Genomic DNA, 26973 nt, shown 5'->3' on the forward strand with positions numbered 1-26973 from the left:
CCGACAGTCCTCACCCCACCGGCCGCCCGCGCAGCACCACCAGCTGCGGGTCGGCCAGCACCCCGATGTCGGCGCGCGGGTCGGCGGCGTAGACCACCAGGTCGGCGGGAGCGCCCTCGGTCAGCCCGTCCCGGCCGAGCCAGGCCCGGGCTCCCCAACTCGCGGCGCTGAGCGCCTCGGTGGCGGTGAGGCCGGCCTTGACCAGTTCGGCGGCCTCGGCGGCGACCAGGCCGTGGGCGAGTGAGCCGCCCGCGTCGGTGCCGACGTAGATCGGGATGCCGGCCTCGTGCGCGGCGCCGACGGTCTGGTAGCGGCGCTCGTGCAGTCGGCGCATGTGGGCCGACCAGGCCGGGAACTTGGCCTCGCCGCCGTCGGCCAGCTTGGGGAAGGTGGCGATGTTGACCAGGGTCGGCACGATCGCCACGCCGCGTTCGGCGAAGACCGGGATCAACTCCTCGGTCAGGCCGGTGGCGTGCTCCACGCAGTCGATCCCGGCGGCCAATAGGTCGGGCAGCGACTCGGCGGCGAAGCAGTGCGCGGTGACCCGCGCGCCCTCGGCGTGCGCCGCCGCGATGGCCTCGCGCAGTGCGTCGCCCGGCCAGCAGGCCGTCAGGTCGCCGCGCTCCCGGTCGATCCAGTCACCGACCAGCTTGACCCAGCCGTCACCGCGCCGGGCCTCCTGCACCACGTAGGCGGTGAGGTCGCCGGGCTCGATCTCATGGGCGTAGTTGCGGATGTAGCGCTTGGTCCGGGCGATGTGCCGGCCGGCCCGGATGATCTTCGGCAGGTCCTCGCGGTCGTCGACCCAGCGGGTGTCGGCCGCCGAGCCGGCGTCGCGGATCAGCAGGGTGCCGGCATCCCGGTCGGTGAGCGCCTGCTTCTCGCTGGTGGCCTCGTCGACCGCGCCGTGCGCGTCCAGGCCGACGTGGCAGTGCGCGTCGACCAGGCCGGGCAGCACCCAGCCGGTGACGGTGCGCACATCACGCGCGCCGGCCGGCGGCGAGAAGCTCACCCGCCCGTCCAGCACCCAGAGTTCGTCCCGGACCTCGTCCGGACCGACCAGGATCCGTCCCTTGATGTGCAGCACCGCGCCTTCCGTCATGTCCGGCACTCTACGACGCGAACGGCCTTGATAGGTCCCACGATTCGATCTTGACTGAACCATTGACTCGACATGACAAGACTGATTGACTACATGGCAGGCCCACCCCGTTGGAGCCGCCCGAGGTCGACCGTCCGCCCGGTCCGCCTCCCGGCCGCTCCCCGGCTCACCGCCCGCCGACGAGCCTGTTGCCGTCGCCAACCGGTGAGCCCGGCGCCCGGGCTCGGCGCGGCACCCCCCGTTCCCGCCGAGCCCGGGCGCACCCATGCCGTGGCGCGGAGTTCACGATCCCGTCAGCCGCCGGCCCGATTCCGCTCACCCGCCTTCGGCAGGGTCCTGGCAATCGGCCAAAGTTGGCTATACAACTTTGGGCCCACGGATCCTCCGTCGAAGGGCTCGCCATGCCTGACCCCACCGCCGCCGGCCCCGCCTACTGGCTGCGCGACAACTGCCCGTGCGCCGACTGCCGCGATCCGCGCAGCGGCCAGAAGCTGTTCCAGATCACCGACCTGCCCGCCGATCTGGCGGTCGCGGCCGCCACCGAGGCGGCCGACGGCCGGCTCGAGGTGCTCTGGTCGGACGGCCACCGCTCAACCTACCCGCCGGGCCGACGCACGGCGGATGACGGCGGCGACCGCCGTACCGAGTCCGGCAAACGGCTCTGGCGGGCCGCCGACTTCGTAGCCGGAATCCCGGAGGCCGACTGGTCGGCCCACCTCGCCGACCCCGCCGAGCGGGCGGCGGTGCTGCGCGCCGTGCAGCGGCTGGGCTTCGCGGTGCTGCGCGGGGTGCCGGCCGAGGAGCGGCAGGTGCTGGCGGTCGCGGAGAGCTTCGGCTTCGTGCGCCGCACCAACTACGGCGAGCTGTTCGACGTCCGGGTCGAGCCGAACCCCACCAACCTGGCCTTCTCCGCCGCCGCGATCGCACCGCACACCGACAACCCGTACCGCGACCCGGTGCCCACCGTGCAGTTGCTGCACTGCCTGGCCAACGAGGCCGAAGGTGGTGACTCCGCGCTGGTGGACGGCTTCCAGGCGGCCGCGTTGCTGCGCGCCGAGGCGCCGGACGACTTCGCGGTGCTCACCCGCACCCCGGTGCCGTTCGTCTACCGCGACCGGCACACCGAACTGCGGGCCGATCGGCCGCTGATCACCACCGATGGGTTGGGGCGGATCCGCGAAGTCCGGCTCAACAACCGCTCGATCGGCCAACTCGACTTGCCTGAGCATGAGTTGGAGAAGTTCTACGCCGCCTACCGACGGTTCGCCGAGATCACCCTGCGACCCGAACTGCAGCTGGCCTTCCGGCTGGCGCCCGGCGACTGCCTGGTCTTCGACAACACCCGGCTGCTGCACGCCCGCACCGCCTTCGAACGGGAGGGGCGACGCCATCTCCAGGGCTGCTACGCCGACTTGGACGCACTGGCGTCCACCCTGGCGGTGCTGGACCGGCGCACCGCCGCGCTGGACGAGCTGGCGGAACTGTTCGAGGGCGAGGGCGCCGGGGAGTACCTCGGCGAGGCGGTCACCCAGGCCGAGCACATGCTGCAGGCGGCCGCGCTGGCGCAGCAGGCGGGCGCGCCGGACGCCCTGGTGGCGGCGGCGCTGCTGCATGATGTCGGGCACTTCACAAGCGCCGTGACGGGCCGTCAGCTGATGGCGGGCCAGGACAACCGCCACAGCGAGACCGGTGCCGACTGGCTGGCGCAGTGGTTCCCGACGTCCGTCACCGAGCCGATCCGACTGCACGTGGCGGCCAAGCGCTACCTCTGCACGGTCGAACCGGCGTACCGGGCGCGGCTTTCCGAGGCGTCCGAGTACACCCTCCAGGTGCAGGGCGGCCCGCTGACCGAGGACCAGGCGGCCGCCTTCGCCGCGCTGCCCGGTGCGGCCGACGCCGTCGCGGTGCGCCGCTGGGACGACGCGGCCAAGACCGCGGGCACCGGCACTCCGTGCTTCGACGACTACCGGCCACTGCTGGCCCGGCTGATGGCCGAGCGGTGAGCCCTGCCGACGCACCCGCCCGGGCGCCGGCCCACCCGAGCGCTCAGTCGCCAGCCCAGTCGCCAGCTCGGCCGCCCGCTCAGTCGTCCGCTCGGGCGTGCCGCGAAAGCGCCGAGGTGGCAAGGGAGTTGTGCACGCTGAAGGCCACCATGCCGGGCAGGTAGCGGTCTTGGGACCACTCGACCGGGCGCCCGGTGGGGTCGGTGGTGCGGCGGCGCTCGCGCAGCAGCGGGGCGCCGCGCCGGCAGCCGAGCAGCCGGGCGTCGTCGCCGTTGGCGGTGACCACGTCGATGGTGTGGTCGGCGTCGGTGAACAGGATGCCGTGCTCCCGCAGGTGTTCGGTGTGCGAGACCACGTCGGCCGGCAACTGGGCCACCAGCACGCCGACATGCGGCGGGTAGATGGTGCGCTCCACCATCACCGGGGTGCCGGAGAGGGTGCGCAGCCGCAGCGTCACATAGACCTCGGCGCCCGGCTCCAGGCGCAGTTGCTCGCGCTCGGCGGCATCGGCCGGCCGGCGCAGCAGCGACTCCAGGCGGCCGCCCGGCTCCTCGCCCATCGAGCGCGCCCAGTGGGTGAAGCTGAGCAGTTCGGAGAAGCTCTGCACCCGGGCGTTGCCGAGCACCACCCGCCGGGTGCCGCGCCGCGAGGTGACCAGCCCGTCGGCCCGCAGCACCGCCAGTGCCTGACGGACGGTCCCCCGGGAGACGCCGTACCGCTCGGCCAGGGCCCCTCGGCGGGCAGCCGGCCGGCCTCGCCGTACGCGCCGGTGCTGATCGCCTCCCGCAGGTCGGCGGCGACCCGGCGGTAGAGCGCGCCGCTGGCCTCGGCCACCGTGGCGTGCTCCTCCGGGTTGCCGGGCTCGTCCTGTTGCATCGCGTTCTCCGTGAAGCTGTCTGTCACCGGGTCCCCCCAACTCATTGTCCTGCGTGCTGGGTGCGGCCGAGGACGATCCGACCTTATCGGCTCCCGGTGGACCGTTCGTGGTCCGCTTGGGCGGTTATGGCCCGAGCGAGCGCGACCGTTCCCGCAGCCGACCCCTGTTCTGGGGCGCCCGTTCACCTTCTGGTCACCGAGATCCGGCGTACTTGGCGGCGTCGGGCGAAGTTGGCTGACCAACTTGGCTCCCCGGCACTCCTCCCTGACGCAGCCAGCGCACCTGACGTGCGACCCTGCCGCACCTCGATCCAGGAGATCCTCCCGTGACCGTGCACCGCGCCCGTGCCGCCGCAGCTGCGGCCGTACTGACCGCCGCCGCGTTCTCCCTCACCGCCTGCGGCTCCGCGGGCTCGTCGTCGGCCACCACGGCCGGCGGCAAGAACATCACGACCGCCACCTCGGCCGCCGACCTCGGCGGGATGGACGCGCTGGTCGCGGCCGCGAAGAAGGAGGGCAACCTCCACGTCATCACGCTGCCGCGCGACTGGGCCAACTACGGCACGCTGATGGACAACTTCACCAAGAAGTACGGCATCAAGATCGAGGACGAGAACCCGGACGGCTCCAGCCAGGACGAGATCAACGCGATCACCTCCCGCAAGGGCCAGGACCGCGGCCCCGACGTGGTCGACGTGGGCACCGCGTTCGCCATCTCCGGCGCCCAGCAGGGCCTGTTCGCCCCGTACAAGGTGGCCGGCTACGACAGCATCCCGGCGACCATGAAGGCCGCCGACGCCACCTCGTACAACGACTACGGCGGCTACGTCTCGATCGGCTGCAACGCCAAGAAGGTCGCCGTCTGCCCGCAGACCTTCGCCGACCTGATGAAGCCCGACTACAAGGGCATGGTCGCGCTGAACGGCAACCCGACCAAGGCCAACGCCGCGCTCAACGCCGTCTGGGCCGCCTCCGTGGCCAACGGTGGCGGTCTGGACAACATCCAGCCCGGCATCGACTTCTTCGGCAAGCTGAAGGCGGCCGGCAACTTCAACCCGGTCGAGGCCACCTCCGCCACCGTGGAGAGCGGCGAGACCCCGATCACCATCGACTGGTCGTACCTGAACACCGGCTACACCAGCAAGCTGGCCCCGAAGGGCATCGACTGGAAGGTCGCCATTCCGTCGGACGGCATCTGGGCGAACTTCTACAACCAGGCCATCAGCAAGTACGCGCCGCACCCGGCCGCCGCCCGCCTGTGGGAGGAGTACCTCTACAGCGCCGAGGGCCAGAACGGCTTCCTGGGCGGCTTCGCCACCCCGGCGGAGTTCGACGCCATGAAGTCGGCCAACACGCTGGACGCCGCCCTGGCCGCCAAGGTGCCGGCCCCCGCCAAGCCGTTCACCACCTTCCCGACCCAGGCGCAGCAGGACACCGCCAAGGCCGCGGTGACCGCCAACTGGGCGAAGGCCATCGGGGGCTGAACCAAGCAATGACTACGGCTCCCACCCCGGTGCCGACTCCCGCCGCCGTTGACACCAACGGCGGCGGGGGTACCCCCGGTACCGCAACTCCCGCAACTCCGGCCGCCCCCACGGCCATCCGCCGTCGTCGCGGCGGCCGCGCCTGGCTCGGCGCGCTGCCCCTGCTGGTGTTCTTCGCCATCGGCTTCGGGCTGCCCGCCGTCGCGATCGCCATCGGCGCCTTCACCACCTCATCCGACGCCCCGGGCGGCGGCGGCCACTTCACCATGGCCAACCTCAGCGACTCGCTGCAGGGCGCCTACCTGACGGCGCTGCTCGGCAGTGTGAAGCTCTCCGCGCTGACCGCGCTGATCGGCACCGCGATCGGGCTCCCGCTGGCCCAGGCGGTGGCCACCTCCCGCTTCAAGTTCGTCCGCGAGACGGTGCTGGCCGGCTCCGGCGTGCTCGCCAACTTCGGCGGTGTGCCGCTGGCGTTCATGTTCGTCGCCACCCTCGGCAACGCGGGTGAGGTCACCACGTCGCTGGGCCTGAAGGACTACGGCTGGAGCCTGTACACCTTCAACGGGCTGGCGGTCGTCTACCTCTACTTCCTCATCCCGCTGATGATCCTCACCATCACCCCGGCCCTGGAGGGGCTGCGGGTGCAGTGGCGTGAGGCCGCGTACAACAACGGGGCGACGGTCTTCCAGTACTGGCGGCACGTCGCGCTGCCGGTGCTGCTGCCCTCCCTGCTCGGCGGCTACGTGCTGCTGTTCGGCGCCTCGTTCGCCGCGTACGCCACCGCCGAGGCCATGGTCGGCAGTTCGATCCCGCTGATCTCGATGCAGATCGGCGACGCGCTCTCCGGCAACGTGCTGGTCGGCCAGGGCAACCTGGCCCTCGCGCTCGGTCTCGACATGATCGTGGTCGCCTGCCTGGTGATGGCGATCTACCTGCCCCTCCAGCGCCGGAGTGCCAAGTGGCTCAGTTCCTGAACCGGCTGCGGCTCGGCCGCGGCCTCGTCCTGTTGCTCTGCGGCGTCTACTTCTTCGTGCCGCTCGGTGCGTCGCTCTACTTCAGCATCGACGACCATCACGGCAACGTCGCCTTCAACGCCTACACCAGCTTGCTCTCGGCGCCCGGGTTCCTCGACGCGCTCTACCTGAGCCTGGAGCTGGCAGCCGCGACCGTGGTGCTGCTGCTGGTGCTGCTGGTGCCGGCGCTGCTGGCGGCCCGGTTGGGCGCGCCCAAGCTGCGTCCGGTGATCGAGGTGGTCTGCTCGATGCCGCTGGTGGTTCCGGTGGTCGCGCTCACCACCGGCATCGTCGGGGTGCTGCGCTGGGGGCCGGACTACCTGGCCAACACGCCGATCTTCCAGACCTTCGTGGCGATCCAGAACCCGAACTTCCCGGTGGTGCTGCTGATCGCGTACGTGCTGATGGCGCTGCCGTTCGCCTACCGCGCGCTGGACGGCGGGCTGCGCAGCGTGGACGTGGTCACGCTGGTCGAGGCCGCCCGCAGCTGCGGGGCGAGCTGGCCGCGGGCCGTGTTCTCGGTCGTGCTGCCCAACCTGCGCAGCGCACTGCTCAGCGCCTCGGTGCTCACCGTGGCGCTGGTGCTCGGCGAGTTCACCACCGCCTCGATCCTCGGCTTCCAGCCCTTCTCGGTGTGGATCAACGCCTACGGCAAGACCGACGGGCAGATGTCCGTCGCGGTCTCGATCCTCAGCCTGCTGATCGTCTGGGTCGTCCTGCTGCTGCTCTCCGTGCTCGGCGGCCGCACCCGCAAGGCCGCGCGTTCCTGACGCTCCGTCAGATTTCCGCGCGTTGCCGATCCACCAAGTGATTCCCAGGAGTTCACCGCCATGACCACCTCCGCCACCCCCGCACCGCCCACCGGCGTGCCGCTGCACCCCGGCAGCGCCACCGTCGAATTCCGCTCGTTGCGCCGGGCGTTCGGCGCCACCGTGGCGCTCGACGGCCTCGACCTGACGGTCCACCCGGGCGAACTGCTGGCGCTGCTCGGCCCGTCCGGCTGCGGCAAGACCACCGCGCTGCGGATCCTGGCCGGCTTCGAGACCCATGACTCGGGCGAGGTGCTGGTCGACGGGCAGGACGTCACCCGGATCCCCGCGCACAAGCGGGACGCCGGCATGGTGTTCCAGTCCTACAGCCTCTTCCCCCACCTGACCGCGCTCGACAACGTCTCCTTCGGACTGAAGATGCGCGGCGTCGGCAAGGTCGAACGCCGGGCCCGGGCACAGGAGTTGCTGGAGCTGGTCGGCCTGCCGCAGCGCGCCGGGCACTACCCGCACCAGATGTCCGGCGGCCAGCAGCAGCGGATCGCGCTGGCCCGGGCGCTCGCCCTGCAGCCGCGGGTGCTGCTGCTGGACGAGCCGCTCTCCGCGCTGGACGCCAAGGTCCGGCTCAACCTGCGCGAGGAGATCCGCCGCCTCCAGCAGGAGCTCGGCATCACCACCTTGTTCGTCACCCACGACCAGGAGGAGGCGCTGTCGATGGCCGACCGGGTCGCGGTGCTGCGGGCCGGCCGGCTGGAGCAGTGCGCCACCCCGAGCGAGCTCTACGCCCGCCCGACCACCGCCTTCGTCGCGGAGTTCGTCGGCACCATGAGCCGGATCCCGGCGCAGCGCTCCGGCGACGGCGTCGAGGTGCTGGGCCGCCGGCACGAGGTGGACGGCACGGTGCCCGCCGACGGCGAGGTGGAGGTGCTGGTCCGCCCGGAGAACGTGGCGGTCACCGCCGGCGGCGACGCGGTCGTCACCGGCGCCAGCTTCCTGGGGGCGGTCACCCGGCTGACCGTCAAGCTGGCCGACGGCACCGACATCAAGGCCGACCTGCCCACCGACGAGGCGGCCAAGCTGCCGGTCGGCGGCGGTGCCACGGTCTCGCTGCCCGACCGTCCGGTCCTGGTGGACCGCCGCGTTACGGTCGGGCAGTGAACACGCCGATGACCTCACCGCTGCAGAAGCCCGCCGCCGTCCTCTTCGACATGGACGGCACCCTGGTCGACACCGAGCACCTGTGGTGGGAGGCGACCAGCGAGATCGCCGCCGAACTCGGCCACCAGCTGGGCGAGTCGGACGTACCGGAGGTGCTCGGCCGGGCCGTGGAGCACACCGCGGCCCATCTGGCGGCCGTGCTCGGCGACTCCTCGCCGGGTGCCGCGGTCATCGGGGAGCGGCTGAACGCCGCGTTCACCGTCCGGGTCGCCGCCCGGGTGGTGCCCCGCCCCGGCGCGCTGGCCCTGCTGGAGCAGTTGCGGGCCGCCGCGGTGCCGACCGCGCTGGTCTCCGCCTCGCCGCGGCAGGTGGTCGACCTGGTGCTGACCCACCTGGGCCGGGACTGGTTCGCCGTGACCCTGGCCGCCGAGGACACCGAGGTGACCAAGCCCGACCCCGCGCCCTACCTCGCCGCGGCCGCCCGCCTCGGCCTGGACCCGGCCGCCTGCGTGGCGGTCGAGGACACCCCGACCGGCGTCACCTCGGCGCACGCGGCGGGCTGCGCGGTGCTCGCCGTGCCGTCCTCCGACGTGGCGATGCCGAGCGCTCCCGGGATCACCCTGCTCAGCAGCCTCACCGAGGCCGATCTGCCCCTGCTGGCCGCCCTGACCAGCCGCAACGCAGAATAGCCAGATGCCCTACGTCCTCCTCGTCCTCGCCATAGCCAGCGAGGTCTGCGCCACCAGCTGCCTCAAACTCACCGACGGCTTCAGCAAGTTGTGGCCCAGCGTCGGTGTCGGAATCGGCTACGTGCTCTCCTTCGCCCTGCTCGGCCAGGCCCTGAAGAAGATCCCCGTCTCGGTCGCCTACGCCGTCTGGTCCGGCGCCGGCACGGCGGCGGTGGCCGCCATCGGCGTCGCCGCCTTCGGTGAGCAGCTGGGCAAGGTGCAGCTGGCGGGGATCGCGCTGATCATCGTGGGTGTGGTCCTGCTCAATCTGCGGGCCGGCCACTGAGGTGCGTCACACACAGGCACCGGGGTGCCACAGTCGCGGGTAAAGGTTTCCCCATGGATCCAACAAACTAGCGATTCATCGGAACCTAACGCGGTGTCATGGGCGGCAGCCGTCGTCGACGGGACCTACCACCCCTCCAGGGACACCCATGCGACGTTCCACCCGTCACCTCACCGTGTCGACCCTCGCGGCCACCGCACTGGTCGTCGGCACCGCCCTCACCGGGGCGGTGCCGGCGGCCGGGGCACTGGCCGCGCCCGCGCACCGGCTCCCGCGCCGGTGCCGGCCACCGCGCACCACCGGCTGCTCGGCCCGTTCCCGACGCCGTACACGATCGCCGACTGCCAGGCCCAGTTCCAGCGCTCCTGCTACGGCGCCAACCAGCTGCAGCAGGCCTATGACGAGAAGCCGCTCTTCGACCGCGGCATCACCGGGGCCGGCCGCACCATCGTGATCGTCGACTCGTTCGGCTCCCCCACCATCCAGCACGACCTGGACGTGTACAGCGCCCACTACGGCATCCCCAGCACCAGCGTGAAGGTCGTCCAGTGGGGCAACGTGCCCGCCTTCGACCCCAACAACTCGGACATGACCGGCTGGGCCGAGGAAACCACCATCGACGTCGACATGGCGCACGCGATGGCCCCCGGCGCCAAGATCGTGCTGATGGAGACCGGCGTCTCGGAGACCACCGGCACCACCGGGTTCCCGGAGATGATGGGCGGCGAGGACTCGCTGATCAAGCAGGGCATCGGCGATGTGATCTCGCAGAGCTTCGGCACCGCCGAGAACACCTTCCCCGGCTTCGACCAGGGCGACTACTCCAGCCTGCTGAACCTGCGCGGCGCCTACAAGGACGCCCAGTCGCGCGGCGTCACCGTGCTGGCGTCCTCCGGCGACAGCGGCGTCACCGACTCGGCGCCCGACGGCTCCACCTACACCTACCCGACCACCGAGTGGCCGGGCTCCGACCCGCTGATCACCGGCGTCGGCGGCACCTCGGTGCACCTGGACACCCAGGGCAACCGGCTCTCGCCCGACACCGTCTGGGACGACCCGGCGCCCAACGACCACGGCGCCAGCGGCGGCGGCAAGTCCAAGGTCTTCCCGCGGCCGCTGTTCCAGTTCGGCGTGCAGAACACCGTGGGCAGCAGCCGCGGCGTGCCGGACGTCAGCATGCTGGGCGACCCGCTGACCGGCGTGTGGACCTACAACAGCTTCGGCCCGCAGGACAACGGCTGGGAGCTGTGGGGTGGCACCAGCGTCGCGGCCCCGATCTTCTCCGGCGTGGTGGCCCTCGCCGACCAGGCGGCCGGCCACCGCCTCGGCAACATCAACTACGGCCTCTACGGCCTGAGCGCCCTGCAGCAGGCCGGCGCGCCCGACACCGGCCTGACCGACGTCGTCGGCGGCAGCAACACCTACGCCGGCGTCACCGGCTGGCCGGTCACCCCCGGCTACGACCTGGCCACCGGCGTCGGCACGGTCGACGTCGCCAAGTTCGTCCCGAAGCTGGCCCTGCTCGGCTGACGAGCGCCGGCGACACCCAGCGTCACCTGGCAACACCTGCAACACCGCTTCGAAGGGGCGCCCGTCACAACGGGCGCCCCTTCGCCGTGCGATATCTTGATGTCAAGACGTTGTAGACACGGTAGACGTGAAGGCGGAGTACCGGTGACTGACTCAACCATCATTTACACGCACACTGACGAGGCTCCGGCCCTGGCGACGTACTCGTTCCTGCCGGTGATCCAGGCCTACGCCTCGACGGCGGGCGTCAAGGTGGAGACCCGCGACATCTCGCTGGCGGGGCGCATCATCGCGCACTTCCCCGAGCGTCTGGAGGAGGGCCAGCGGATCTCCGACGCCCTCGCCGAGCTGGGTGAGCTGGCCAAGACCCCCGGCGCCAACATCATCAAGCTGCCGAACATCTCGGCCTCGGTGCCGCAGCTGAAGGCCGCGATCGCCGAGCTGCAGGCCCAGGGCTACGCGCTGCCGGACTACCCGGACGACCCGAAGACCGACGAGGAGCGCGACATCCGCGCCCGCTACGACAAGGTCAAGGGCAGCGCCGTCAACCCGGTGCTGCGGGAGGGCAACTCGGACCGCCGCGCCCCGCTGTCGGTCAAGAAGTACGCCCAGACCCACCCGCACCGGATGGGCGCCTGGACGGCCGACTCCAAGACCAACGTCGCCACCATGGGTGCCGACGACTACCGCTCGACCGAGAAGTCCGCGGTGATCGCCGAGGCCGGCTCGCTGAAGATCGAGCTGGTCGCCGCCGACGGCAGCACCACCGTGCTGCGCGAGTCGGTCCCGGTGCTGGCCGGCGAGGTCGTCGACGCCGCCGTGATGCGGGCCGCCGCGCTGCGCACCTTCCTGGCCGCCCAGGTGGCCCGGGCCAAGGCCGAGGACGTGCTGTTCTCGGTGCACCTCAAGGCCACCATGATGAAGGTCTCCGACCCGATCTTCTTCGGCCACGTGGTCCGCGCCTTCTTCCCGAAGACCTTCGCCCAGTACGGCGAGGTGCTGGCGGCGGCCGGCCTCAACCCGAACAACGGCCTCGGCGGCATCCTGGCCGGCCTGGACGCGCTCCCGCAGGGCGCGGAGATCAAGGCCTCGTTCGACGCCGAGCTGGCCGAGGGCCCGGCCCTGGCCATGGTCGACTCCGACCGCGGCATCACCAACCTGCACGTGCCGTCCGACGTCATCGTCGACGCCTCGATGCCGGCCATGATCCGCACCTCCGGCCACATGTGGGGCCCGGACGGCCAGGAGGCCGACACCCTCGCCGTCATCCCGGACAGCAGCTACGCGGGCGTCTACCAGACCGTCATCGACGACTGCCGCGCCCACGGTGCCTTCGACCCGGCCACCATGGGCTCGGTGCCGAACGTCGGCCTGATGGCCCAGGCCGCCGAGGAGTACGGCAGCCACGACAAGACCTTCGAGATCCCGGCCGACGGCACCGTCCGCGTGGTCGACGCCTCCGGCGCCGTGGTGCTGGAGCAGCCGGTCGCCGCCGGTGACGTCTTCCGGATGTGCCAGACCAAGGACATCCCGATCCGCGACTGGGTGAAGCTGGCCGTCAACCGCGCCCGCGCCACCGGCGACCCGGCCGTCTTCTGGCTGGACGAGGACCGCGCGCACGACGCCAACCTGATCGCCAAGGTCAAGCAGTACCTGCCGGAGCACGACACCGCGGGCCTGCAGATCGAGATCATGGCCCCCGAGAAGGCCACCGCCTTCTCGCTGGAGCGGATCCGCCGCGGCGAGAACACCATCTCGGTCACCGGCAACGTGCTGCGCGACTACCTGACCGACCTGTTCCCGATCCTGGAGCTGGGCACCAGCGCCAAGATGCTGTCGGTCGTCCCGCTGATCAACGGCGGCGGCCTGTTCGAGACCGGCGCCGGCGGCTCCGCCCCGAAGCACGTCCAGCAGCTGGTCAAGGAGAACTACCTGCGCTGGGACAGCCTGGGCGAGTTCTTCGCGCTGGCCGCCAGCTTCGAGCACCTGGCGCAGACCACGGACAACGCCCGCGCCCAGATCCTGGCCGACACCCTGGACCGGGCCACCGGCACCTTCCTGGAGAACGACAAGTCGCCGGCCCGCCGCGTCGGCCAGATCGACAACCGCGGCAGCCACTTCTACCTGGCCCTGTACTGGGCCCAGGAGCTGGCCAAGCAGACCGCCGACGCCAAGCTCGCCGAGGCCTTCGCCCCGCTCGCGAAGACCCTCTCCGAGCAGGAGCAGACCATCGTCGACGAGCTGATCGCCGTCCAGGGCTCCCCGGTGGACCTCGGCGGCTACTACCAGCCCGTCGTGGAGAAGGCGTCCGCCGTGATGCGTCCGTCGAAGACCCTCAACGAGGCGCTGGCTTCGCTGAGCTGACGCCACGGGTGACCGTCGGGGCTCTGCCCCCGCGGACCGGATTCCGGTTCGCGGGGCAGGGCCCTTCGGCGTTTCCCCTTCGCCCGGGTGGGCCCGGGGCGCCATCGGCCCCGACCGACCCGGGCCCTAGGATGCGGCGTCTGACACATGGTCGACGAGCAACGAAGGCGTGAGGCGTGAACATCACAGGGACCTACCAGCTGACGTCTGAGCAGATGTACCGGGGCCTGAAGGACGGGCTGCCGGGGCGTTTCATGAGAGTGCGGATCATCCTGGGGCTGCTCGCCCTCTGCGGGGTGCTGTCGATCGTCGCAAGCGGGACGCCGTTCGGGGTCGGGCTGCTGGTCGGAGCGGTTTTCCTGGCGATCTGGCAGCCCATCGCCGCCAAGCGCAGCCTGACCCGTGCCCTGGAACGCGACCCGAGCCCGGTCCAGGCCGCCTTCACCGTCGACGGCTGCTCCTTCACCAAGGCGCAGAGCCGCTCGGAGTTCAGCTGGGCGCGCTTCCAGAAGATCACCCAGAGCCAGGAGTTCCTGCTGCTCCAGCCGAGCAAGGTCCTGGTGATACCGGTCCCGAAGGCCGCCTTCACCCCGCAGCAGGGTGCCGAACTGACGGCGTTCCTGCAGCAGTTGCCCAACTACAGCGCGTCCTGAGGCGATTGGCACCCGTCAGCGGACCTCCAGGTCGGCCGGGTGCACGGCGAAGCCTCCGTCGACGACCGGTGCGAACGGCGCCGGCGCCATGCAGGTGCCGACCACCGGCTGCACGGGCTTCCCATCGGCGTCCACATCGAGGTTGCCGACACCCCAGGAGAAGCCCAGGCGGTCGTTGCCGTGGCCCGGGCCGTGGTAGATGCTCAGGCCGACCCGCTGGCCGACCGGCATGACGTCCGACTTGGTGATGACCGCGGTCACGGTGGCGACCCGGTCCCCGGTGACCAGGCAGTCCACGGCGGCGTCGGCGGTGTGGACCTCACTGCTCCCGACGACCCGGTGCGAGAAGTGGACGGTGCCGCGCGCGTCGGTGGGCAGGCCGTCCTTGATCTGGGTGCCCGGGAAGCCCCGGGTGTACGGCGCCGCCTGGGCGTCGACGGTGAACCGGATCTCGTCATTGGGACGGAACGCGTAGAAGATCCGGGCCGACCCGCTGACGCTCGCGAGGCGCGCCGGGTGGTCGGCGCCCGTCACCCCGGCATCCGCCGCCGGAGCGGCGGCGGTCAGCGCCGTGAGCGCGACGGCGGCGGCGGCGAGGGTGACGGCGAGGCGGGACGTGCCGGTGCGGACCATGACGGGCTCCCTTCGTCGACGGCCGCCCCGATGGCCGCCGTCCTGATGCCCCACCAGCTTCGCCGCCACCACGCCTCCCGGACCATGTGCCGATCGGCAGGTCCTGCCCGGGCACGCGCACCGGGGGTGTGCCGATCGGCACAGCCGGATCGGAGCTCGGAGCGTGTCCACCCTGGAGTAACCGGCCCGGCGCCTGGGCAGCAGCGTGCCATGACCATCCGTCCCCCACACCACCCCCACCACCCCCTGGAGCTGCACGAGCTGAAGGTGGCCGACCACGGGGTACTGCCGTTCGCCATCGGATCGTTCGACAGCTTCGGGCCGCTGGCCCGGGCGTCGTTCCCGCATCGGCACGGCTTCTACGAGATCGTCCTGGTCACCGGCGGCAGCGGCGCGCATGTCGTGGACCTGGAGCGGTTGCCACTGTCGCCACCGCAGCTGTTCATGATCGCACCGGGCCAGGTGCACCACTGGGAGGCCACCGGACTCGCCGGCTGGCTGATGCTCTTCAACGAGGACTTCCTGCTCCCGCATCCCGAGGACGCCGAGGCACTGCGCACCTTGGCCGCCCGCAGCCGGCTGCCCCTGCACCGGGAGGACTGCGAGCGGTTCGAGGCGCTGTTGACCGCGATGCTGGAGGAGTACCAAGGCGTCGAGCCCGGTTTCGTCAGCGTCCTGGCCTCCTACCTGCACATCCTGGTGCTCCGGGCACTGCGGCTGCCCGGGGCAGAGCCGACCAGGGCTCCGGCCGGAACCGCGGACCGGGCCGGGGAGTTGGCGGCCCGGTTCGCCCGGCTGATCGCCTCGCCCGGCGCCCGGGACCGCTCGGTGGGCGCGCTGGCACGGGAGTTGGGCGTCTCGGCCGGGCATCTGCATGAGGCGGTGAAGCAGGCCACCGGGCGCACGCCCGGCCGACTGGTCCGCGAGCAGCAGACCTTGGAGGCCAAACGGCTGCTCATAGCAAGCGCCTTGACGGTCAGTCAGGTAGCCGAGCGGGTCGGGTTCGGTGATCCGTCGTACTTCTGCCGGTTCTTCCGACGGGAGAGCGGGGTGAGCCCGGGCGCGTTCCGCCGGACCATGCGGGAGGCTCGTGACCAGCAGCCCATCCCGGGGTACCCGCCCTGCTCGGACGAAGGTGACCGCAAAGAATCACCACGTTCCCCGAGTCCGGTCCATCGTCGCTGACGGGACACCCGCATACCTTGGCTGTCATGGCGTAGCCACTCCCCGATGAGCTACCTGTGCCTCCAGGCGCACACCGCCACGACGGGCCGGGAGCTCCCCGCACCCCCGGCCCGCCGGCAGCGCCTGTAGGGTGCGCGGGGCCGTCGGCACCCCCATGGCCGACGGCCCCGCACCATTGGAGCTCGGCACCGTCAACTCGCCCCCGCCGAGCCGCACCACGGTTGAGCGCCTACCAGGGCAGCGTCCCCGAGACGTCGAAGTACCCGCCCGTCGGCCCGTCCGGGCCCACCAGCGCCATCCGCACGATGATCTCCGCCCCCTCCTCCACCGTCTGGTGGCCCGAGTGGTCGTTGAGGTCCGTCGCGGTGTAGCCCGGCTCGACGGCGTTGATCCGCATGCCCGGGAACGCCTTCGCGTACTGCACGGTGAGCATGTTCACCGTGGTCTTCGACGCCGGGTACGCGACGCCCGGGTACCCGCTGGCGAGGTCGGCCGGGTCGGACATCCGGGCCAGCGAGGCCAGGCCGCTGCTGACGTTGACCACCACGGGGGCGGCGGACTTCTGGAGCAGCGGCAGGAAGGCGTGGGTGACGCGCACCATGCCGAAGACATTGGTGTCGAACACCTCGCGGATCGCGTCCGCCGTCAGCTCCGCCGCGCCGATGATGCCGCCGTCCGGCAGCCGCTGCTCGATGCCGGCGTTGTTGACCAGCACGTCCAGGCCGCCGTCGGCCTCGATGGCGCGGGCCGCCGCGGTGACGGAGGCGTCGTCGGTGACGTCGAGCTGCACCGGGCGGGCGCCCAGCTGCTCGGCGGCGCGGCGGCCCCGATCGGCGTCCCGGCTGCCGAGGTACACGGTGTGTCCGGCCGCGATCAGCCGGCGGGCGGTTTCGTGGCCGAGGCCCTTGTTGGCTCCGGTGATGAGTGTTGTCGTCATGCCTCAAGCTTCCGCGCCGGGTCGGCGGGCGGCCAGTACCCCCGGCTTCCTGGGACTGCGGGTACCAGGAAGCCCGACGGGCCGCGAGGCAGACTGGTGGGCATGGCGACCACGGAGTTCGGGCAGGCGGTGCGGCGCTGGCGGGATCGGGTGCCGCCGGACGCGGTCGGGCTGCCCATGGGCGGGCAGCGGCGGGCGGCGGGGCTGCGGCGCGAGGAGCTGGCGCTGCTGGCCGGGATCTCCGTGGACTACGTGACCCGGCTGGAGCAGGGCCGGGCCGCACACCCGTCGGCGCAGGTGGTCGAGGCGCTGGCACGGGCGCTGCGGTTGGCGGAGGCCGAGCGTGCGCACATGTTCCGGCTGGCCGGGCTGGCACCGCCCGGGCCGGACACCGTGCCCGCGCACCTCACCCCGAGCGTGCAGCGGATCCTGGACCGGCTCACCGGGACGCCCGCCGCGGTCTATGACGCGGCCTGGACGCTGCTGATGGCCAACCCGGGCTACGCGGCGCTGATGGGCGATCCGTCCGGCTGGCGGGGCAAGATGCGCAACGGGGTCTGGCGGCAGTTCCTGGGCCCCGGCATCCGGGCCCGGCGCACCCCGGAGGCCCAGGCGGCGTTCGAGGCCGCGTTGGTCGCCGATCTGCGCACGGCGGCCGAACGCTACCCGGCAGACCAGCGCTTGCGCGCCCTGGTGGCCGAACTGCGGGCCGGCAGCGGGCGGTTCGTGGAGCTGTGGGACTCCGGCGCGGTCGGCCGCCATGAGACGTCCGCCAAGACCATCGACCATCCGCAGGTGGGCGCGATCACGCTGGACTGCGACATGCTCACGGTCGCCGGCAGCGACATGCACATCATGGTCTACACCGCCGAGCCGGGCACCGAGGACGCCGAACGCCTCGCCCTGGCCATGGTGTTGGGCACGCAGTCGCTGGTGGACCAGGTAGAGCCGTAGTCGGCGTTGCCGGCGCCCCGGATGCTCAGGGGTTCAGCGGGCCACCCCGGCGGAGCGCCGCGGCCAGGGCCGTGACGTCCACCGGGCCGCTGGTGTCCACCCGGTGCACCTCCCCCAGCGCGAGCGGCCGGGCGCCCTGCTCCCAGAACTCCCAGTCGCCGGGGTGGCCGCCCTCGCGCTCGGGGTGGATCGGGTGCCGCTCGGCCATCCGGCCCAGGAACCTGCGGCGCGCCAGTGCCGGCTGGACGTCGCACCAGACCTCATGCACCGTACGGGCGTTGGCGCGGCGCAGGCCGGCCACGACGATCGGACGCAGGTGGGCGAGGAACGGGGCCTCCAGCACGGCGCCGGCGGGGGCGTCGGCGAGCAGCGTCCAGAGGGTATCGCCGGCCGCCGCGCCGAGCGAACGGCTCCATTCGTGATCGGTGGCACCCGGCGGCCGGGCGGGGGCGAGGCTGTCGGCGAGGGTCTCCTTGACGGCGTCCTTGCTGAACAGCGGCAGCCCGAGCTCGGCTGCCAACTGGCGTGCCAGCGTGGTCTTTCCGGCGCCGGGCAGGCCGTTGACCAGGACGGTGAGCACGTGGTGACCCCCATGGCAGTACGTGCGGCCCCGCAGGTCGACCGCCCTGCGGGGCCGCACCTGCGGACATACCGTGGTAGTCAACCACGCGGCACTCGCCGCCACTCCGGCAGGACGGAACGGAGATCGGGTGATGGGCCGCTGGAAGGCATTGGCCGTGCTGGGCACGGCCCAGTTCCTGATGGTGCTCGACACGGCAGTGATGAACGTGTCGATCAGCCAACTGGTGCACGACTTCCACACCGACGTCACCACGATCCAGGCCGTCATCACGCTCTATGCCCTGGTGATGGCCGCTTTCATGATCACCGGAGGCAAGCTCGGCGACGTGCTGGGACGCCGTCGCGCCTTCGGCATCGGCCTGGTGGTCTACGGGGTCGGCTCGCTGCTGACCGCGGTCGCGCCGGTCCTGTGGGTGCTGGCACTCGGGTGGTCGGTGATCGAGGGGCTCGGCGCGGCCGTCGTGCTGCCGGCCCTGGCCGCCCTGGTGGCCGGCTGCTACCAGGGGCGGGACCGGGCCATCGCCTACGGCGTGATCGGCGGGATGTCGGGGTCGGCATCGCGGTCGGCCCGCTGCTCGGCGGCTGGGTGACCACGTACCTCACCTGGCGCCTGGTGTTCGCCGGCGAGGTGGTGGTGGTCGTGGTGCTGCTGTCGCTGCTGCGCTGGATCGCGGTGCCGGCGGAGACCGGACGCCGGATCCAGCTGGACGGCGTGGGAGCCGGCCTGTCCGCGGCCGGGCTCGCCCTGGTGGTGCTGGGCGTCCTGCAGAGCAGCAGCTGGGGGGTGCTGCATCCGCGCAACTCACCGTTCACCGTCTTCGGGTTCTCGCCGACCCTGTTCGTCATCGCGGCCGGCGGGGTGCTCCTCGCCCTGTTCGCCGGCTGGGAGCGGCGCCGGGAGAGGCACGGGCTGATGCCGCTGGTCCGGCTGTCGCTGCTGCGGATCGCACCGCTGCGCGCCGGACTGGTCATGCTGCTGACGCAGAGCGTGATCCTGCTCGGGCTGTTCTTCGTGATCCCGCTGTACCTGCAGGTGGTGCAGGGGTTCAATGCGTTCCAGACCGGGCTGCGACTGCTGCCCGTCTCGATCACCATGCTGGTCGCAGCGCTGGGCGGCTCGTCGCTGGGCAAGGTCGCCTCGCCGCGGCGGCTGGTGCGCTGCGGGCTGGTGGTCATGCTGGGCGCGATCTGCTGGCTGCTGGCGACCATCCGACCGCAGATCGTCGACGTCCAGTTCGCGCTGGCGATGGCGCTGCTCGGCCTGGGGATGGGGTTGCTGGCCTCCCAGCTGGGCAACGTCGTGCAGTCCAGTGTCGGCGAGGAGGCCCGCAGCGAGGCCGGTGGGCTGCAGAACACGGCACAGCAGTTCGGCTCCTCGCTGGGCACGGCGCTGATCGGGGCGATCCTGATCGGAGCCCTCGCCGGCGCCTTCAACCGGAACATCGCCGCCAACCCGCAGATCTCCGACGCGGTGCGCCAGCAGGTCGGGGTGGCGGTGGAGAGCGGGGTGAACTTCGTGCCCACGGACCAGGTCAGCGCCGGGCTCGCCAAGGCGGGTGTCCCGGCCGACCAGGCCCAGCACGTGGTGGACGCGTATGCGGCAGCGCAGATCGGCGGCCTGAAGGTCGCCATCCTGACGGCGGGCGGGATCACCCTCGGTGGCCTGGCATTCACCCGGCGACTGCCCTCGGAACGCCTCCGGGCCGGCTGAGACGCCTCCGGACCGACTGGGACGCGCCTACGGCACGATCGGCACTCGTCGCTCGACCGCTCGACCGCTCAGGAATCGGGCGGTTGCTGGGGCGGGCGCCGGCGGGTCTTCTGCCGCGCCGCCTGCCAGTGGTCCTTCATCTGGTCCTGCAGGACGGCCCACTGGTGTCGGACCTCGTCGTCCGGCGGCCGCCGGCCCTGGCGGATGCGCTCCAGCTCGTCCTGCACCTCACGGCCCAACACGGACGAGCCGACCAGCACGAACATGGTGCCGAACAGGAAAGTGATCATCGCGAAGACCGCACCGACCGGCCCGTAGCGGGTGGCATAGGAGTTGAACAGGTGCGGCAGGTAGAAGGACGCACCCACCGAGTAGACCGTCCCAAGCACGGCCGCGACCACGCCGAACGGCACCAGGTCCCGCCGCTCGATCCGCCCGGCCGACAGGAGGGTCCCGCTCCAGATCAGGAAAACCGCCGTGAGCGGGGCCAGGCAGATGTTCGCCGCCAGCTCGAAGGGCCGACGGCCGAGGACCGCGTGCACCGAGCTCGAGACCGCGATGTAGACCGTCAGCGTCAGGATCCACCACAGCCCCTTCCTGGTGTTGCGCACACCGAGCGGTGCCAGCTCCCAGGTCTGTTCGAAGAGGCGCTGCGCCGCCCGCTCGAAGCCCAGCGCCGAGAGCACCAGGAAGAAGACGCTGAGCAGGTCGATGCCCGCATCCACACCGCCGCCGAAGAGGCTCCGGACGGCTTCGGCTCCCCCGCCGCTCAGGCCGTAGCGGTTGATGAGGCGCTGCGCCACGTCCGGCCCGCCGAGGTGCCGCAGGAACGAGGCCAGCAGCACCGCCAGCGGAATCAGCGCCGTGAGTCCGCTGGACGCCAGGGCCATCGAGCGGTCGAAGCCGACGATCCGCTGGAACCGGTTCAGCACGCGCAAGGCGAACGCGGGGCGCAGCCAGAACGTCAGCGTCCGCACCACGTACTCGCGACTGAACAGGCTCGTCTGCATCTCCGTTCCTGCGGCCCGGCTCCTCACCAACGGCCGGAGCTTGACTTCCGCTCCCCGCGCTAAAGCACGGGGATGGTCCATGCGCGGACGCTGAGGGGCTTGGGGCCGTCCTTGATCCCGCAGGCCGAGCACACCTGGGACGTGGGCTCGAACCGACCGATCCTGACCAGCGTGCGGCCGAACTTCACGGCCTTGTACTCCAGCATGGCCACGAACGCCGACCAGCCGGCGTCGTGCACGGACTTGGCCATCCGGGTACGGGCGAGCGCCTTGACCGCCAGGTCTTCCACGGCCACGGCTTGGTTCTCGCGCAGGAGCCAGGTGGAGAGCTGGTGGTGGAACTCGCGCCGCGCATCGGCCACCCGCGCGTGAGCGCGGGCTACTTTGACACGGGCCTTGTCACGGTTCCTTGACCCCTTGGCCTTGCGGGACAGGTCCCGCTGGGCCTTCTTGAGCCGCTTCTCGGCACGTCGCAGGAAACGGGGACTGTCGATCTTCGTCCCGTCCGAGAGGACGGCGAAATGCGTCAGTCCTAGGTCGATCCCCACCACGCCAGTGGCTTCGGGGAGGAGATCGGCGCCGGGATCGGAATCCACCACGAACGACGCGAAATACCCCCCGGCGGCATCCTTGATCACCGTCACCGTGGAGGGGACCGACGGCAGCGATCGGGACCACTTGACGCGCACGTCGCCGATCTTCGGCAACGACAGGTCACCGCCCGCGGTGACCTTCCATCGGGCGTTCGCGGTGAACCTGACGGCCTGCCGATTGTCCTTGCGACTCTTGAACCGGGGAGCCCCCATACGCGGGCGCTTACCCGTCAAGCCGTCGAAGAAGTTCCGATACGCGGTGTCCAGATCCCGCAGCGACTGCTGCAGCACCACGGCCGAGACTTCCGCAAGCCAAGCCCGTTCCATGGTCTTCTTCGCCTCGGTGATCAGCGCCTTCGACAGGTCACCGATCTTCGGGAACGCCTCACCCGCCGCCCGGGCGTCCTCGCGCGTCCGGAGAGCATCGTTGTACACCACGCGCGCACACCCGAACGCACGGGCCAGCGCTGAACGCTGCGGCCCGTTCGGGTAGAGCCGGAAGGAGTACCGAAGCTGCACGAAGGCCACCGTACCAGTTGGTTTATAACTGTGTGTCAGGATACCCGGACTGACTGTCGCCGCGCATACGCCCTGCACGCGCACTCGGTTTTCGTGACGAAACACCGGCACAAGGTGTTCGCCGACCGACACCTGACCCGGCTGGAGGAGATCGCGCGGAGTGTCCGTGAGGACTTCGAAGCGGAGATGATGGAGTTCAAAGGCAAGGACAACCACGTGCACCTGCTGGTGAACTTCCCGCCGAAGGTCGCCCTTGTCCAAGCTGGTCAACGGCCTCAAGGGCATCAGCTCACGCCGGCTGCGCCAGGAGTACCCGGAACTGGTCCAGCACTACTGGCGGGCACAGCGCCGTCGGACGCCAGGCTCTTAGGCCGGCTCGGCCGCGAACACGGCCGGCACGTCGGCGTCGGCCACCACGGCCCTGCTGCGCCCGATCGGAGCGCTCAGTCCGACGGTCCGGCCGCGGACCGCGTGCACCCGGAAGACCGCGGCGTCCGGCCTTAGCCCCTGCGCCTCGATCTCGCCGTCCAGCAACGGGGTTATGCTCCACAACTCGTAGGCCGGGAAGACCGGAGGCTCACTCGGCACCACGATCAGCGCCCGCACGGCGATCGGCGTCATGCCGTCGCCGACGGGCAGCACCCACCCACCGCTCCGGTCCTGCGCCTCGATGGTGTAGCGGCCCAGGTGTTCCTGGTAGTTGAAGAGCCAGACCGCCGGATCGGCGAGCGGATCGCCGCTCACCGCCGCCATGTTGTCGACCACCACCACGGGCCGGTCCCCAATCCACAAGCGGTAGCGTCCACTTGAGAGCGCCATCTGATCCCTCCCGGTTCGACTGCCGGCCACGCCGACCGGCGGCAACCAGACTCCAGGGCGCGCGCGTCGGGGGCAACAGGAAGCGGAATGACATCATCCTTTCGTGTGCTCTTAGTGAAAACCTATGTAAGAGCACTTGGGCGCAACGCCAACTCACTTGGCCAGGTGCATCGGTGACCTCACATCAGATCTGTCCCTCACCCTCCCTGTGCAGCAACCCACTTGGCCCACTCCAGCCCTGCCTGAGCTCGACCGTGTCCGGGTCGCCCGGCCCGAGGTGGCGTTCGGCGTCCGCGACGATCGCCGTGAACAGGGCGACGGCCTGCGCCGGGCGGCCCGGGCGGTCGGCGCGGGCGGTACGGACGGCGAAGCGGGCTCGGGCACGCAGGCCTTCGCGGGTGTGGGCGGTGCCATGGGCGGGATTGCGGGCCAGGGCGAGGTCGGCGCTGGTGTGGGTGACGCGGTGGCAGGGGTTGGGCGCGCTGGTGCGGCGGGGCATGCCGGGCGGCACCTGGCCCAGCGCGATCTCGGTGTGCCGGTGGAGCAGCGGCAGATCGAGGTGGGCGGGACCGTCCGGCACCCCGTCGCGCAGCAGGGCGAGAAGGGCGTCGGTGAAGAGCGTGGTGCGCAGGGCGGGCGGCGCGAGCGCCTTGCGCGTACGGTCGGCGGCCGTCAGCACGCTGACGTCCCCGGCGGCCGGCAGGTCCAGGGCGAGACCGGCGAAGCAGCAGTCGAGCCAGGCGAGCCGGTGCCTGGCCCGGCTCTGCTGCAGCAACTCCAGTACCTGCTGGGCGGGCAGGGCGGTGGTCGCGGCGTGCGCCTGGTCGGTATCGGGCAGCGCGAAGTGCACCCTGCCGCCGTCCAGCACGCCGTGGCCCGCGTAGTAGAAGAGCAGCAGGTCGGTGGTGTCGGCGGCGGCCTCGCGCAGCGGCCCGAGCACCTCGTTGGCATCACGCGGATCGTGGATCCGGGTGATCCGGTCCCAGCGGAGCAGGCCGCGCGGGGCACTCAGTGCGTCGGCCAACTCGTCCACCGAGGGCTGGGCTTGGGGCAGCGCATCGAGACCGGGATCGTGGAACTCGGCGACCGAGACCAGCACCGCGCGCGAGCGCAGCGGATCGGGCAGCAGGGCGGGCCAGCTCACCCCTGCTCGTCAGGGTCCAGGAAGCCTTCGAGGCGGTCCAGCAGGGTGTTGGCGTCGGCGACGCTGTCGGTGTCCAGCTTGAGTTCGGCGCCGTCCGGGCGGTGCAGGGTCAGCGACACCTTGCCGCCCTTGCGCAGCCGGGCGGTGAGCCAGAGCGTGAGCGGGGACAGCACCAGCGGGCCGAGCTCGGTGGCGTAGCGGACGGCGTCGGCCACGCCACCCTGCTCGCCCGGCGCGGGCGGGACCAGCCGGAGCTCGGTCCGGCCGCGCAGTGCGGCGTCCTGGCTGAGGAAGTCGCGCAGGTCGCGGACGTCGGCGTCGAACTCCTCGGGGTCGCCGTCGAAGGCGATGGTGTACTGGTCCATGGGTGTCTCCAAACGGTTCCGACGATGCATCAGATGCGTGATGCGACAGGAACCGATGCGTCAGAAGGCGGGCAGATGCGGCTCGGGGCTGGTCGGGGTCGGCGTCGGACCGCCACTCGCGGCGGGGGCGGCAGCGGCCAGGAAGCGGTCGTCGAAGAGCCGGCGATGGGTCGGCACCTGGTACGGCAGCCGCAGCAGGGCGACGGCCCGATCCGGGGCGGCGAGCGAGCTGACGGTCTGCTCGACCCAGCCGTAGTGGCCGGCGGGCAGGCCCTGGTGGTGGGTGGCCGGGAGCGGGGTGAGGTTGAGGCCGGCCACATTGGCGTGCACGACCGGCAGTTCGGCAGGTGGCACGGGCAGCGCGACGGCCCCGGCCGCACCCGCGAGCAGGCCGGCGGGAACGGCCGGGCCGGTGCCGAGCAGGGTGGCGCGCAGGCGGAAGGCCGGGGCGCTGAGCCGGGGCAGCGCAGCCTCCAGGGCGGCCGCCGCCCGGGCGGCGGCGGGGTCGCCGGGCAGGACCTGCGGCCAGGGCGGGGCGGTGTGGCCGGGCGTGGCAAGTCGGCGGTATTCGGCTGCGTAGCGCGCGAGTTCGGCGATTTCGGCGGGGCCGAGCTGGACCGGTTCGAGGGCGACGGAGAGGACCACCGGCTGGTCGGCGCCGGCCAGGGCTGCCCAGAGCGGTTCCCAACTGACGGACGACGGCTCCAGGTCGGCGGCGAGGACGGCGTAGCGGCGGTCGGTGTCGGGGCGTTGCAGGGCGAGGGCGGTGAGTCGGGGCCGGACTTCGGCGGCCTCGATCGTGGCGGGCCGGGCTGCGGGCCCCGTGGCGGGCCGGGCGGCGACGGGCCCAGCGCCGTGTGCGGCTGCCAGGCCAGCGGTGGACGCGGTCACCGGCGCGAGCGGCGGGTTGAGCACCGCCAGCAGCTCGGCCTGGTCGGTGATCGGGCGGGCCGCGACATGGCCGGGCAGCGCGGCCAGCCGCTCGCGCAGCGCCAGGGCGGCGGCATGCGCGGCGGCCGGGGTGGCTGCGGCGGCCTGGCCGAGCAGCACGCACCGCAGGAGTCCGCTGCCCGGCTCGCTCAGGTAGCGCAGGTCAAGGCGGCTCGCCTCACCGGGGCGGCACTGGCGGTGCAGCCAGGCGAGCTCGGCCCGCACCGCTTCGGCGATGCGCTGCTCCTCGCTGACGTCCGCATAGCCGCGGTGCTCGGCCAGCCCCTGGGCGGGGGCCAGCCGGAGCCCGACCCAGGCCCAGCTGCCTGCGTCGGTGGAGTGCAGCAGCACGCCGTCAGGGCCTGACGAGGCGTCGACCATCCGTTGTGCTCCCGTCAGCCGTTGTGGCCGTGGTGGTGCGAGTCGTGGCTCTGCGGCGACGACGCGGGCGGCTCGGGGGCGGGGGCAGGAGAAGGAGCGGGGGCGGCGGGCGGCTGATCCTGGGGGAGGTGCTGCTGACCGTGGTGCGGATCGGCATGCCCGCCGTGGTGCGGCGCGACCGGGCCCGGGATCGGGGCCTGGGCGGGGGCCTGGAACGACGGCGGGGTGGCCGGGCCGTCCGCGCCCGGCACCGTGAACGCCGCGGGCGCGTCCAGTGACGGGTCCTGCCAGGTGGCCTGGCCCGGGTACTGGCCCCGGGTCTGCCCCGGGATCGGCGCGGCGGTGGCCCGGAGGAGCGGCCCGGCGGCGGGGCCGCTGTCGGTGATGACGGAGCTGGCCTGCCGGTACTCGGCCTGCGGCGGCAGGCCGCTGCCGAAGCCGAACTCGACGCCGACCACCTGCTGCTCCAGCGCGGTCACCAGGCCCTCGCGGCAGAGCGCGTGCACCGCCTCGCGCATCGCCCGCACGTTCTCGGTGCGCAGCATCGCCCACGCCAGGTCGGCCTTTCCGAAGATGCTGCCGAGGGCGTCGCCGAGGAAGCGCGCGATCAGCCGCCAGCCGCGCCGGCTGCGCCACATCTGCCAGCCCAGGTAGAGGCTGGTGCCGTAGCGGAAGACCGAGATCACGGCCTCGCAGTCGCCGTTGCTGAGCGCCAGCCGGCTGTTGAGCTGGCCATTGGCGTGACCGGTCGCCAGGCGCCGGTAGTTGACGCCCAGCGGGAAGCCGCGCTGGGCCGCCACTCCGCAGATCTTGTGATAGGTGGACTGGACGTCCTGCTCACTGCGGTCGTGCAGCAGGACCCGCCACTCGGCGATCGGCTCGGTGAGCTTGGAGCAGAGCAGCACCACCCAGAAGACCAGCGGTACGTCGAAGAGCATCACGAACAGGAACGTCGGGTCGGGCCCGCTGCTACTGCCCTCCCCGTACATCGAGCTTCCGTACGTCGGCCCGGGACCGGAGCCGCTGAACAATGTGAAGAGCAGGATCGGGAACTGGACCAGGGCCGCGATGAAGGCGACCAGGGCCGCGCGGCTCCAGAGCCTGAGGACGGTCTGTCCGGAGACCCGGTCGTCGAGGACCGTCTCGACGGGCTCGTGCCGAAGGGTCTTGTCCAGGTAGGCGCTGTTGCCGTCGCCACCCACCCAACCGGGGATGGGTAGGGCTCCGCCGTTGAGCATCGGTCTCC

At 71.8% G+C, this 26973-nt stretch carries 24 protein-coding genes and 3 pseudogenes; 14 read left to right on the forward strand and 13 right to left on the reverse strand.

Going from position 1 to position 26973, the window contains the following annotated elements; genetic code table 11:
• Positions 1–10: 10 nt before the first annotated feature.
• Positions 11–1102: an amidohydrolase family protein gene (locus E6W39_RS13220; RefSeq protein WP_141633721.1), complete on the reverse strand. Its 1092-nt coding sequence runs from the start codon at positions 1100–1102 to the stop codon at positions 11–13.
• Positions 1103–1503: 401 nt separating this feature from the next.
• Between E6W39_RS13220 and tmpA the strand changes: the two genes are divergently transcribed.
• Complete coding sequence (gene tmpA / locus E6W39_RS13225) at positions 1504–3105, forward strand: 2-trimethylaminoethylphosphonate dioxygenase (RefSeq protein ID WP_141633722.1); 1602 nt, start codon at positions 1504–1506, stop codon at positions 3103–3105.
• Between the two features lie 79 nt (positions 3106–3184).
• On the opposite strand, the gene E6W39_RS13230 is transcribed toward tmpA, so the two are convergent.
• The gene (locus E6W39_RS13230) at positions 3185–3781 is read right to left on the reverse strand and encodes a GntR family transcriptional regulator (RefSeq protein WP_267286751.1); all 597 of its coding nucleotides are present in this window, start codon (positions 3779–3781) and stop codon (positions 3185–3187) included.
• Between the two features lie 3 nt (positions 3782–3784).
• Positions 3785–4021: pseudogene (locus tag E6W39_RS42930) on the reverse strand (hypothetical protein); the annotation flags it as partial.
• A 286-nt stretch (positions 4022–4307) separates the two neighbouring features.
• On the opposite strand from E6W39_RS42930, the gene E6W39_RS13235 reads away from it, so the two are divergent.
• The 9 genes from E6W39_RS13235 (at position 4308) to E6W39_RS13275 (ending at position 13964) form a co-directional block, all read left to right on the forward strand.
• On the forward strand, positions 4308–5465 hold the full coding sequence (locus tag E6W39_RS13235) for an ABC transporter substrate-binding protein (protein ID WP_141633723.1): 1158 nt from the start codon (positions 4308–4310) through the stop codon (positions 5463–5465).
• Between the two features lie 8 nt (positions 5466–5473).
• Positions 5474–6439, forward strand: coding sequence for an ABC transporter permease (locus tag E6W39_RS13240; protein WP_141633724.1), 966 nt, complete (start codon positions 5474–5476; stop codon positions 6437–6439).
• On the forward strand, positions 6436–7248 hold the full coding sequence (locus tag E6W39_RS13245; protein ID WP_141637713.1) for an ABC transporter permease: 813 nt from the start codon (positions 6436–6438) through the stop codon (positions 7246–7248). The genes E6W39_RS13240 and E6W39_RS13245 overlap by 4 nt, the downstream gene beginning before the upstream one ends.
• A 60-nt stretch (positions 7249–7308) precedes the next feature.
• Positions 7309–8403, forward strand: coding sequence for an ABC transporter ATP-binding protein (locus E6W39_RS13250; RefSeq protein ID WP_141633725.1), 1095 nt, complete (start codon positions 7309–7311; stop codon positions 8401–8403).
• Positions 8400–9092: an HAD family hydrolase gene (locus tag E6W39_RS13255; protein ID WP_323809017.1), complete on the forward strand. Its 693-nt coding sequence runs from the start codon at positions 8400–8402 to the stop codon at positions 9090–9092. The genes E6W39_RS13250 and E6W39_RS13255 overlap by 4 nt, the downstream gene beginning before the upstream one ends.
• Before the next feature lie 4 nt (positions 9093–9096).
• Positions 9097–9417: a DMT family transporter gene (locus E6W39_RS13260; RefSeq protein ID WP_141633726.1), complete on the forward strand. Its 321-nt coding sequence runs from the start codon at positions 9097–9099 to the stop codon at positions 9415–9417.
• Positions 9418–9696: 279 nt separating this feature from the next.
• A complete protein-coding gene (locus E6W39_RS13265; RefSeq protein ID WP_141633727.1) occupies positions 9697–10947 on the forward strand; it encodes a S53 family peptidase in 1251 nt (416 codons plus the stop codon).
• 144 nt (positions 10948–11091) lie between these two features.
• Entirely contained in the window at positions 11092–13311 is a 2220-nt protein-coding gene (locus E6W39_RS13270) for an NADP-dependent isocitrate dehydrogenase (RefSeq protein ID WP_141633728.1), read from the forward strand.
• Between the two features lie 176 nt (positions 13312–13487).
• A complete protein-coding gene (locus E6W39_RS13275) occupies positions 13488–13964 on the forward strand; it encodes a YcxB family protein (RefSeq protein ID WP_101382764.1) in 477 nt (158 codons plus the stop codon).
• A gap of 15 nt (positions 13965–13979) precedes the next feature.
• Here the strand turns inward: E6W39_RS13275 and E6W39_RS13280 are convergent, their stop codons facing one another.
• Positions 13980–14597 (reverse strand): hypothetical protein, encoded by a 618-nt coding sequence (locus E6W39_RS13280; protein WP_141633729.1) that lies wholly within the window; start codon positions 14595–14597, stop codon positions 13980–13982.
• A gap of 210 nt (positions 14598–14807) precedes the next feature.
• Here E6W39_RS13280 and E6W39_RS13285 point away from each other — a divergent pair, with 210 nt between their 5' ends.
• The gene (locus E6W39_RS13285) at positions 14808–15782 is read left to right on the forward strand and encodes a helix-turn-helix transcriptional regulator (RefSeq protein WP_181799255.1); all 975 of its coding nucleotides are present in this window, start codon (positions 14808–14810) and stop codon (positions 15780–15782) included.
• Positions 15783–16011: 229 nt separating this feature from the next.
• Here E6W39_RS13285 and E6W39_RS13290 read toward each other — a convergent pair whose 3' ends face one another.
• Positions 16012–16719 (reverse strand): SDR family NAD(P)-dependent oxidoreductase, encoded by a 708-nt coding sequence (locus tag E6W39_RS13290; RefSeq protein ID WP_141633730.1) that lies wholly within the window; start codon positions 16717–16719, stop codon positions 16012–16014.
• A 102-nt stretch (positions 16720–16821) separates the two neighbouring features.
• Here E6W39_RS13290 and E6W39_RS13295 point away from each other — a divergent pair, with 102 nt between their 5' ends.
• Entirely contained in the window at positions 16822–17673 is an 852-nt protein-coding gene (locus E6W39_RS13295; RefSeq protein WP_141633731.1) for a helix-turn-helix transcriptional regulator, read from the forward strand.
• A gap of 25 nt (positions 17674–17698) precedes the next feature.
• On the opposite strand, the gene E6W39_RS42935 is transcribed toward E6W39_RS13295, so the two are convergent.
• Positions 17699–18253 carry an AAA family ATPase gene (locus E6W39_RS42935; RefSeq protein WP_141637716.1) on the reverse strand — a complete coding sequence of 185 codons (555 nt, stop codon included), beginning with the start codon at positions 18251–18253 and terminating at the stop codon, positions 17699–17701.
• A gap of 133 nt (positions 18254–18386) precedes the next feature.
• Here E6W39_RS42935 and E6W39_RS13305 point away from each other — a divergent pair.
• Positions 18387–19966, forward strand: a pseudogene (locus tag E6W39_RS13305) (MFS transporter).
• A gap of 68 nt (positions 19967–20034) precedes the next feature.
• Here E6W39_RS13305 and E6W39_RS13310 read toward each other — a convergent pair.
• Both E6W39_RS13310 and E6W39_RS13315 read right to left on the reverse strand, forming a co-directional pair.
• Complete coding sequence (locus E6W39_RS13310; protein WP_141633732.1) at positions 20035–20976, reverse strand: YhjD/YihY/BrkB family envelope integrity protein; 942 nt, start codon at positions 20974–20976, stop codon at positions 20035–20037.
• Positions 20977–21035: 59 nt separating this feature from the next.
• Positions 21036–22088 carry an RNA-guided endonuclease InsQ/TnpB family protein gene (locus E6W39_RS13315; protein ID WP_141633733.1) on the reverse strand — a complete coding sequence of 351 codons (1053 nt, stop codon included), beginning with the start codon at positions 22086–22088 and terminating at the stop codon, positions 21036–21038.
• A 24-nt stretch (positions 22089–22112) separates the two neighbouring features.
• On the opposite strand from E6W39_RS13315, the pseudogene tnpA reads away from it, so the two are divergent.
• Positions 22113–22422, forward strand: a pseudogene (gene tnpA / locus E6W39_RS44530) (IS200/IS605 family transposase); the annotation flags it as partial.
• 32 nt (positions 22423–22454) lie between these two features.
• On the opposite strand, the gene E6W39_RS13325 reads toward tnpA, so the two are convergent.
• The 5 genes from E6W39_RS13325 to E6W39_RS13345 all read right to left on the reverse strand — a co-directional run bounded on the left by E6W39_RS13325 (position 22455) and on the right by E6W39_RS13345 (position 26965).
• Positions 22455–22907: an I66 family serine proteinase inhibitor gene (locus E6W39_RS13325; RefSeq protein WP_141633734.1), complete on the reverse strand. Its 453-nt coding sequence runs from the start codon at positions 22905–22907 to the stop codon at positions 22455–22457.
• A gap of 184 nt (positions 22908–23091) precedes the next feature.
• Positions 23092–24051, reverse strand: a complete 960-nt coding sequence (locus E6W39_RS13330; RefSeq protein WP_141633735.1) for a caspase family protein — start codon at positions 24049–24051, stop codon at positions 23092–23094.
• Complete coding sequence (locus E6W39_RS13335) at positions 24048–24416, reverse strand: effector-associated constant component EACC1 (RefSeq protein ID WP_141633736.1); 369 nt, start codon at positions 24414–24416, stop codon at positions 24048–24050. Before E6W39_RS13335 ends, E6W39_RS13330 begins: the two co-directional genes overlap by 4 nt.
• A 60-nt stretch (positions 24417–24476) precedes the next feature.
• Positions 24477–25727 carry a hypothetical protein gene (locus E6W39_RS13340; protein WP_141633737.1) on the reverse strand — a complete coding sequence of 417 codons (1251 nt, stop codon included), beginning with the start codon at positions 25725–25727 and terminating at the stop codon, positions 24477–24479.
• Positions 25728–25741: 14 nt separating this feature from the next.
• Positions 25742–26965 carry a hypothetical protein gene (locus E6W39_RS13345; RefSeq protein ID WP_141633738.1) on the reverse strand — a complete coding sequence of 408 codons (1224 nt, stop codon included), beginning with the start codon at positions 26963–26965 and terminating at the stop codon, positions 25742–25744.
• Positions 26966–26973: the final 8 nt, after the last annotated feature.

The sequence above is a fragment of the Kitasatospora acidiphila genome (assembly GCF_006636205.1).
Lineage (GTDB): Bacteria > Actinomycetota > Actinomycetes > Streptomycetales > Streptomycetaceae > Kitasatospora > Kitasatospora acidiphila.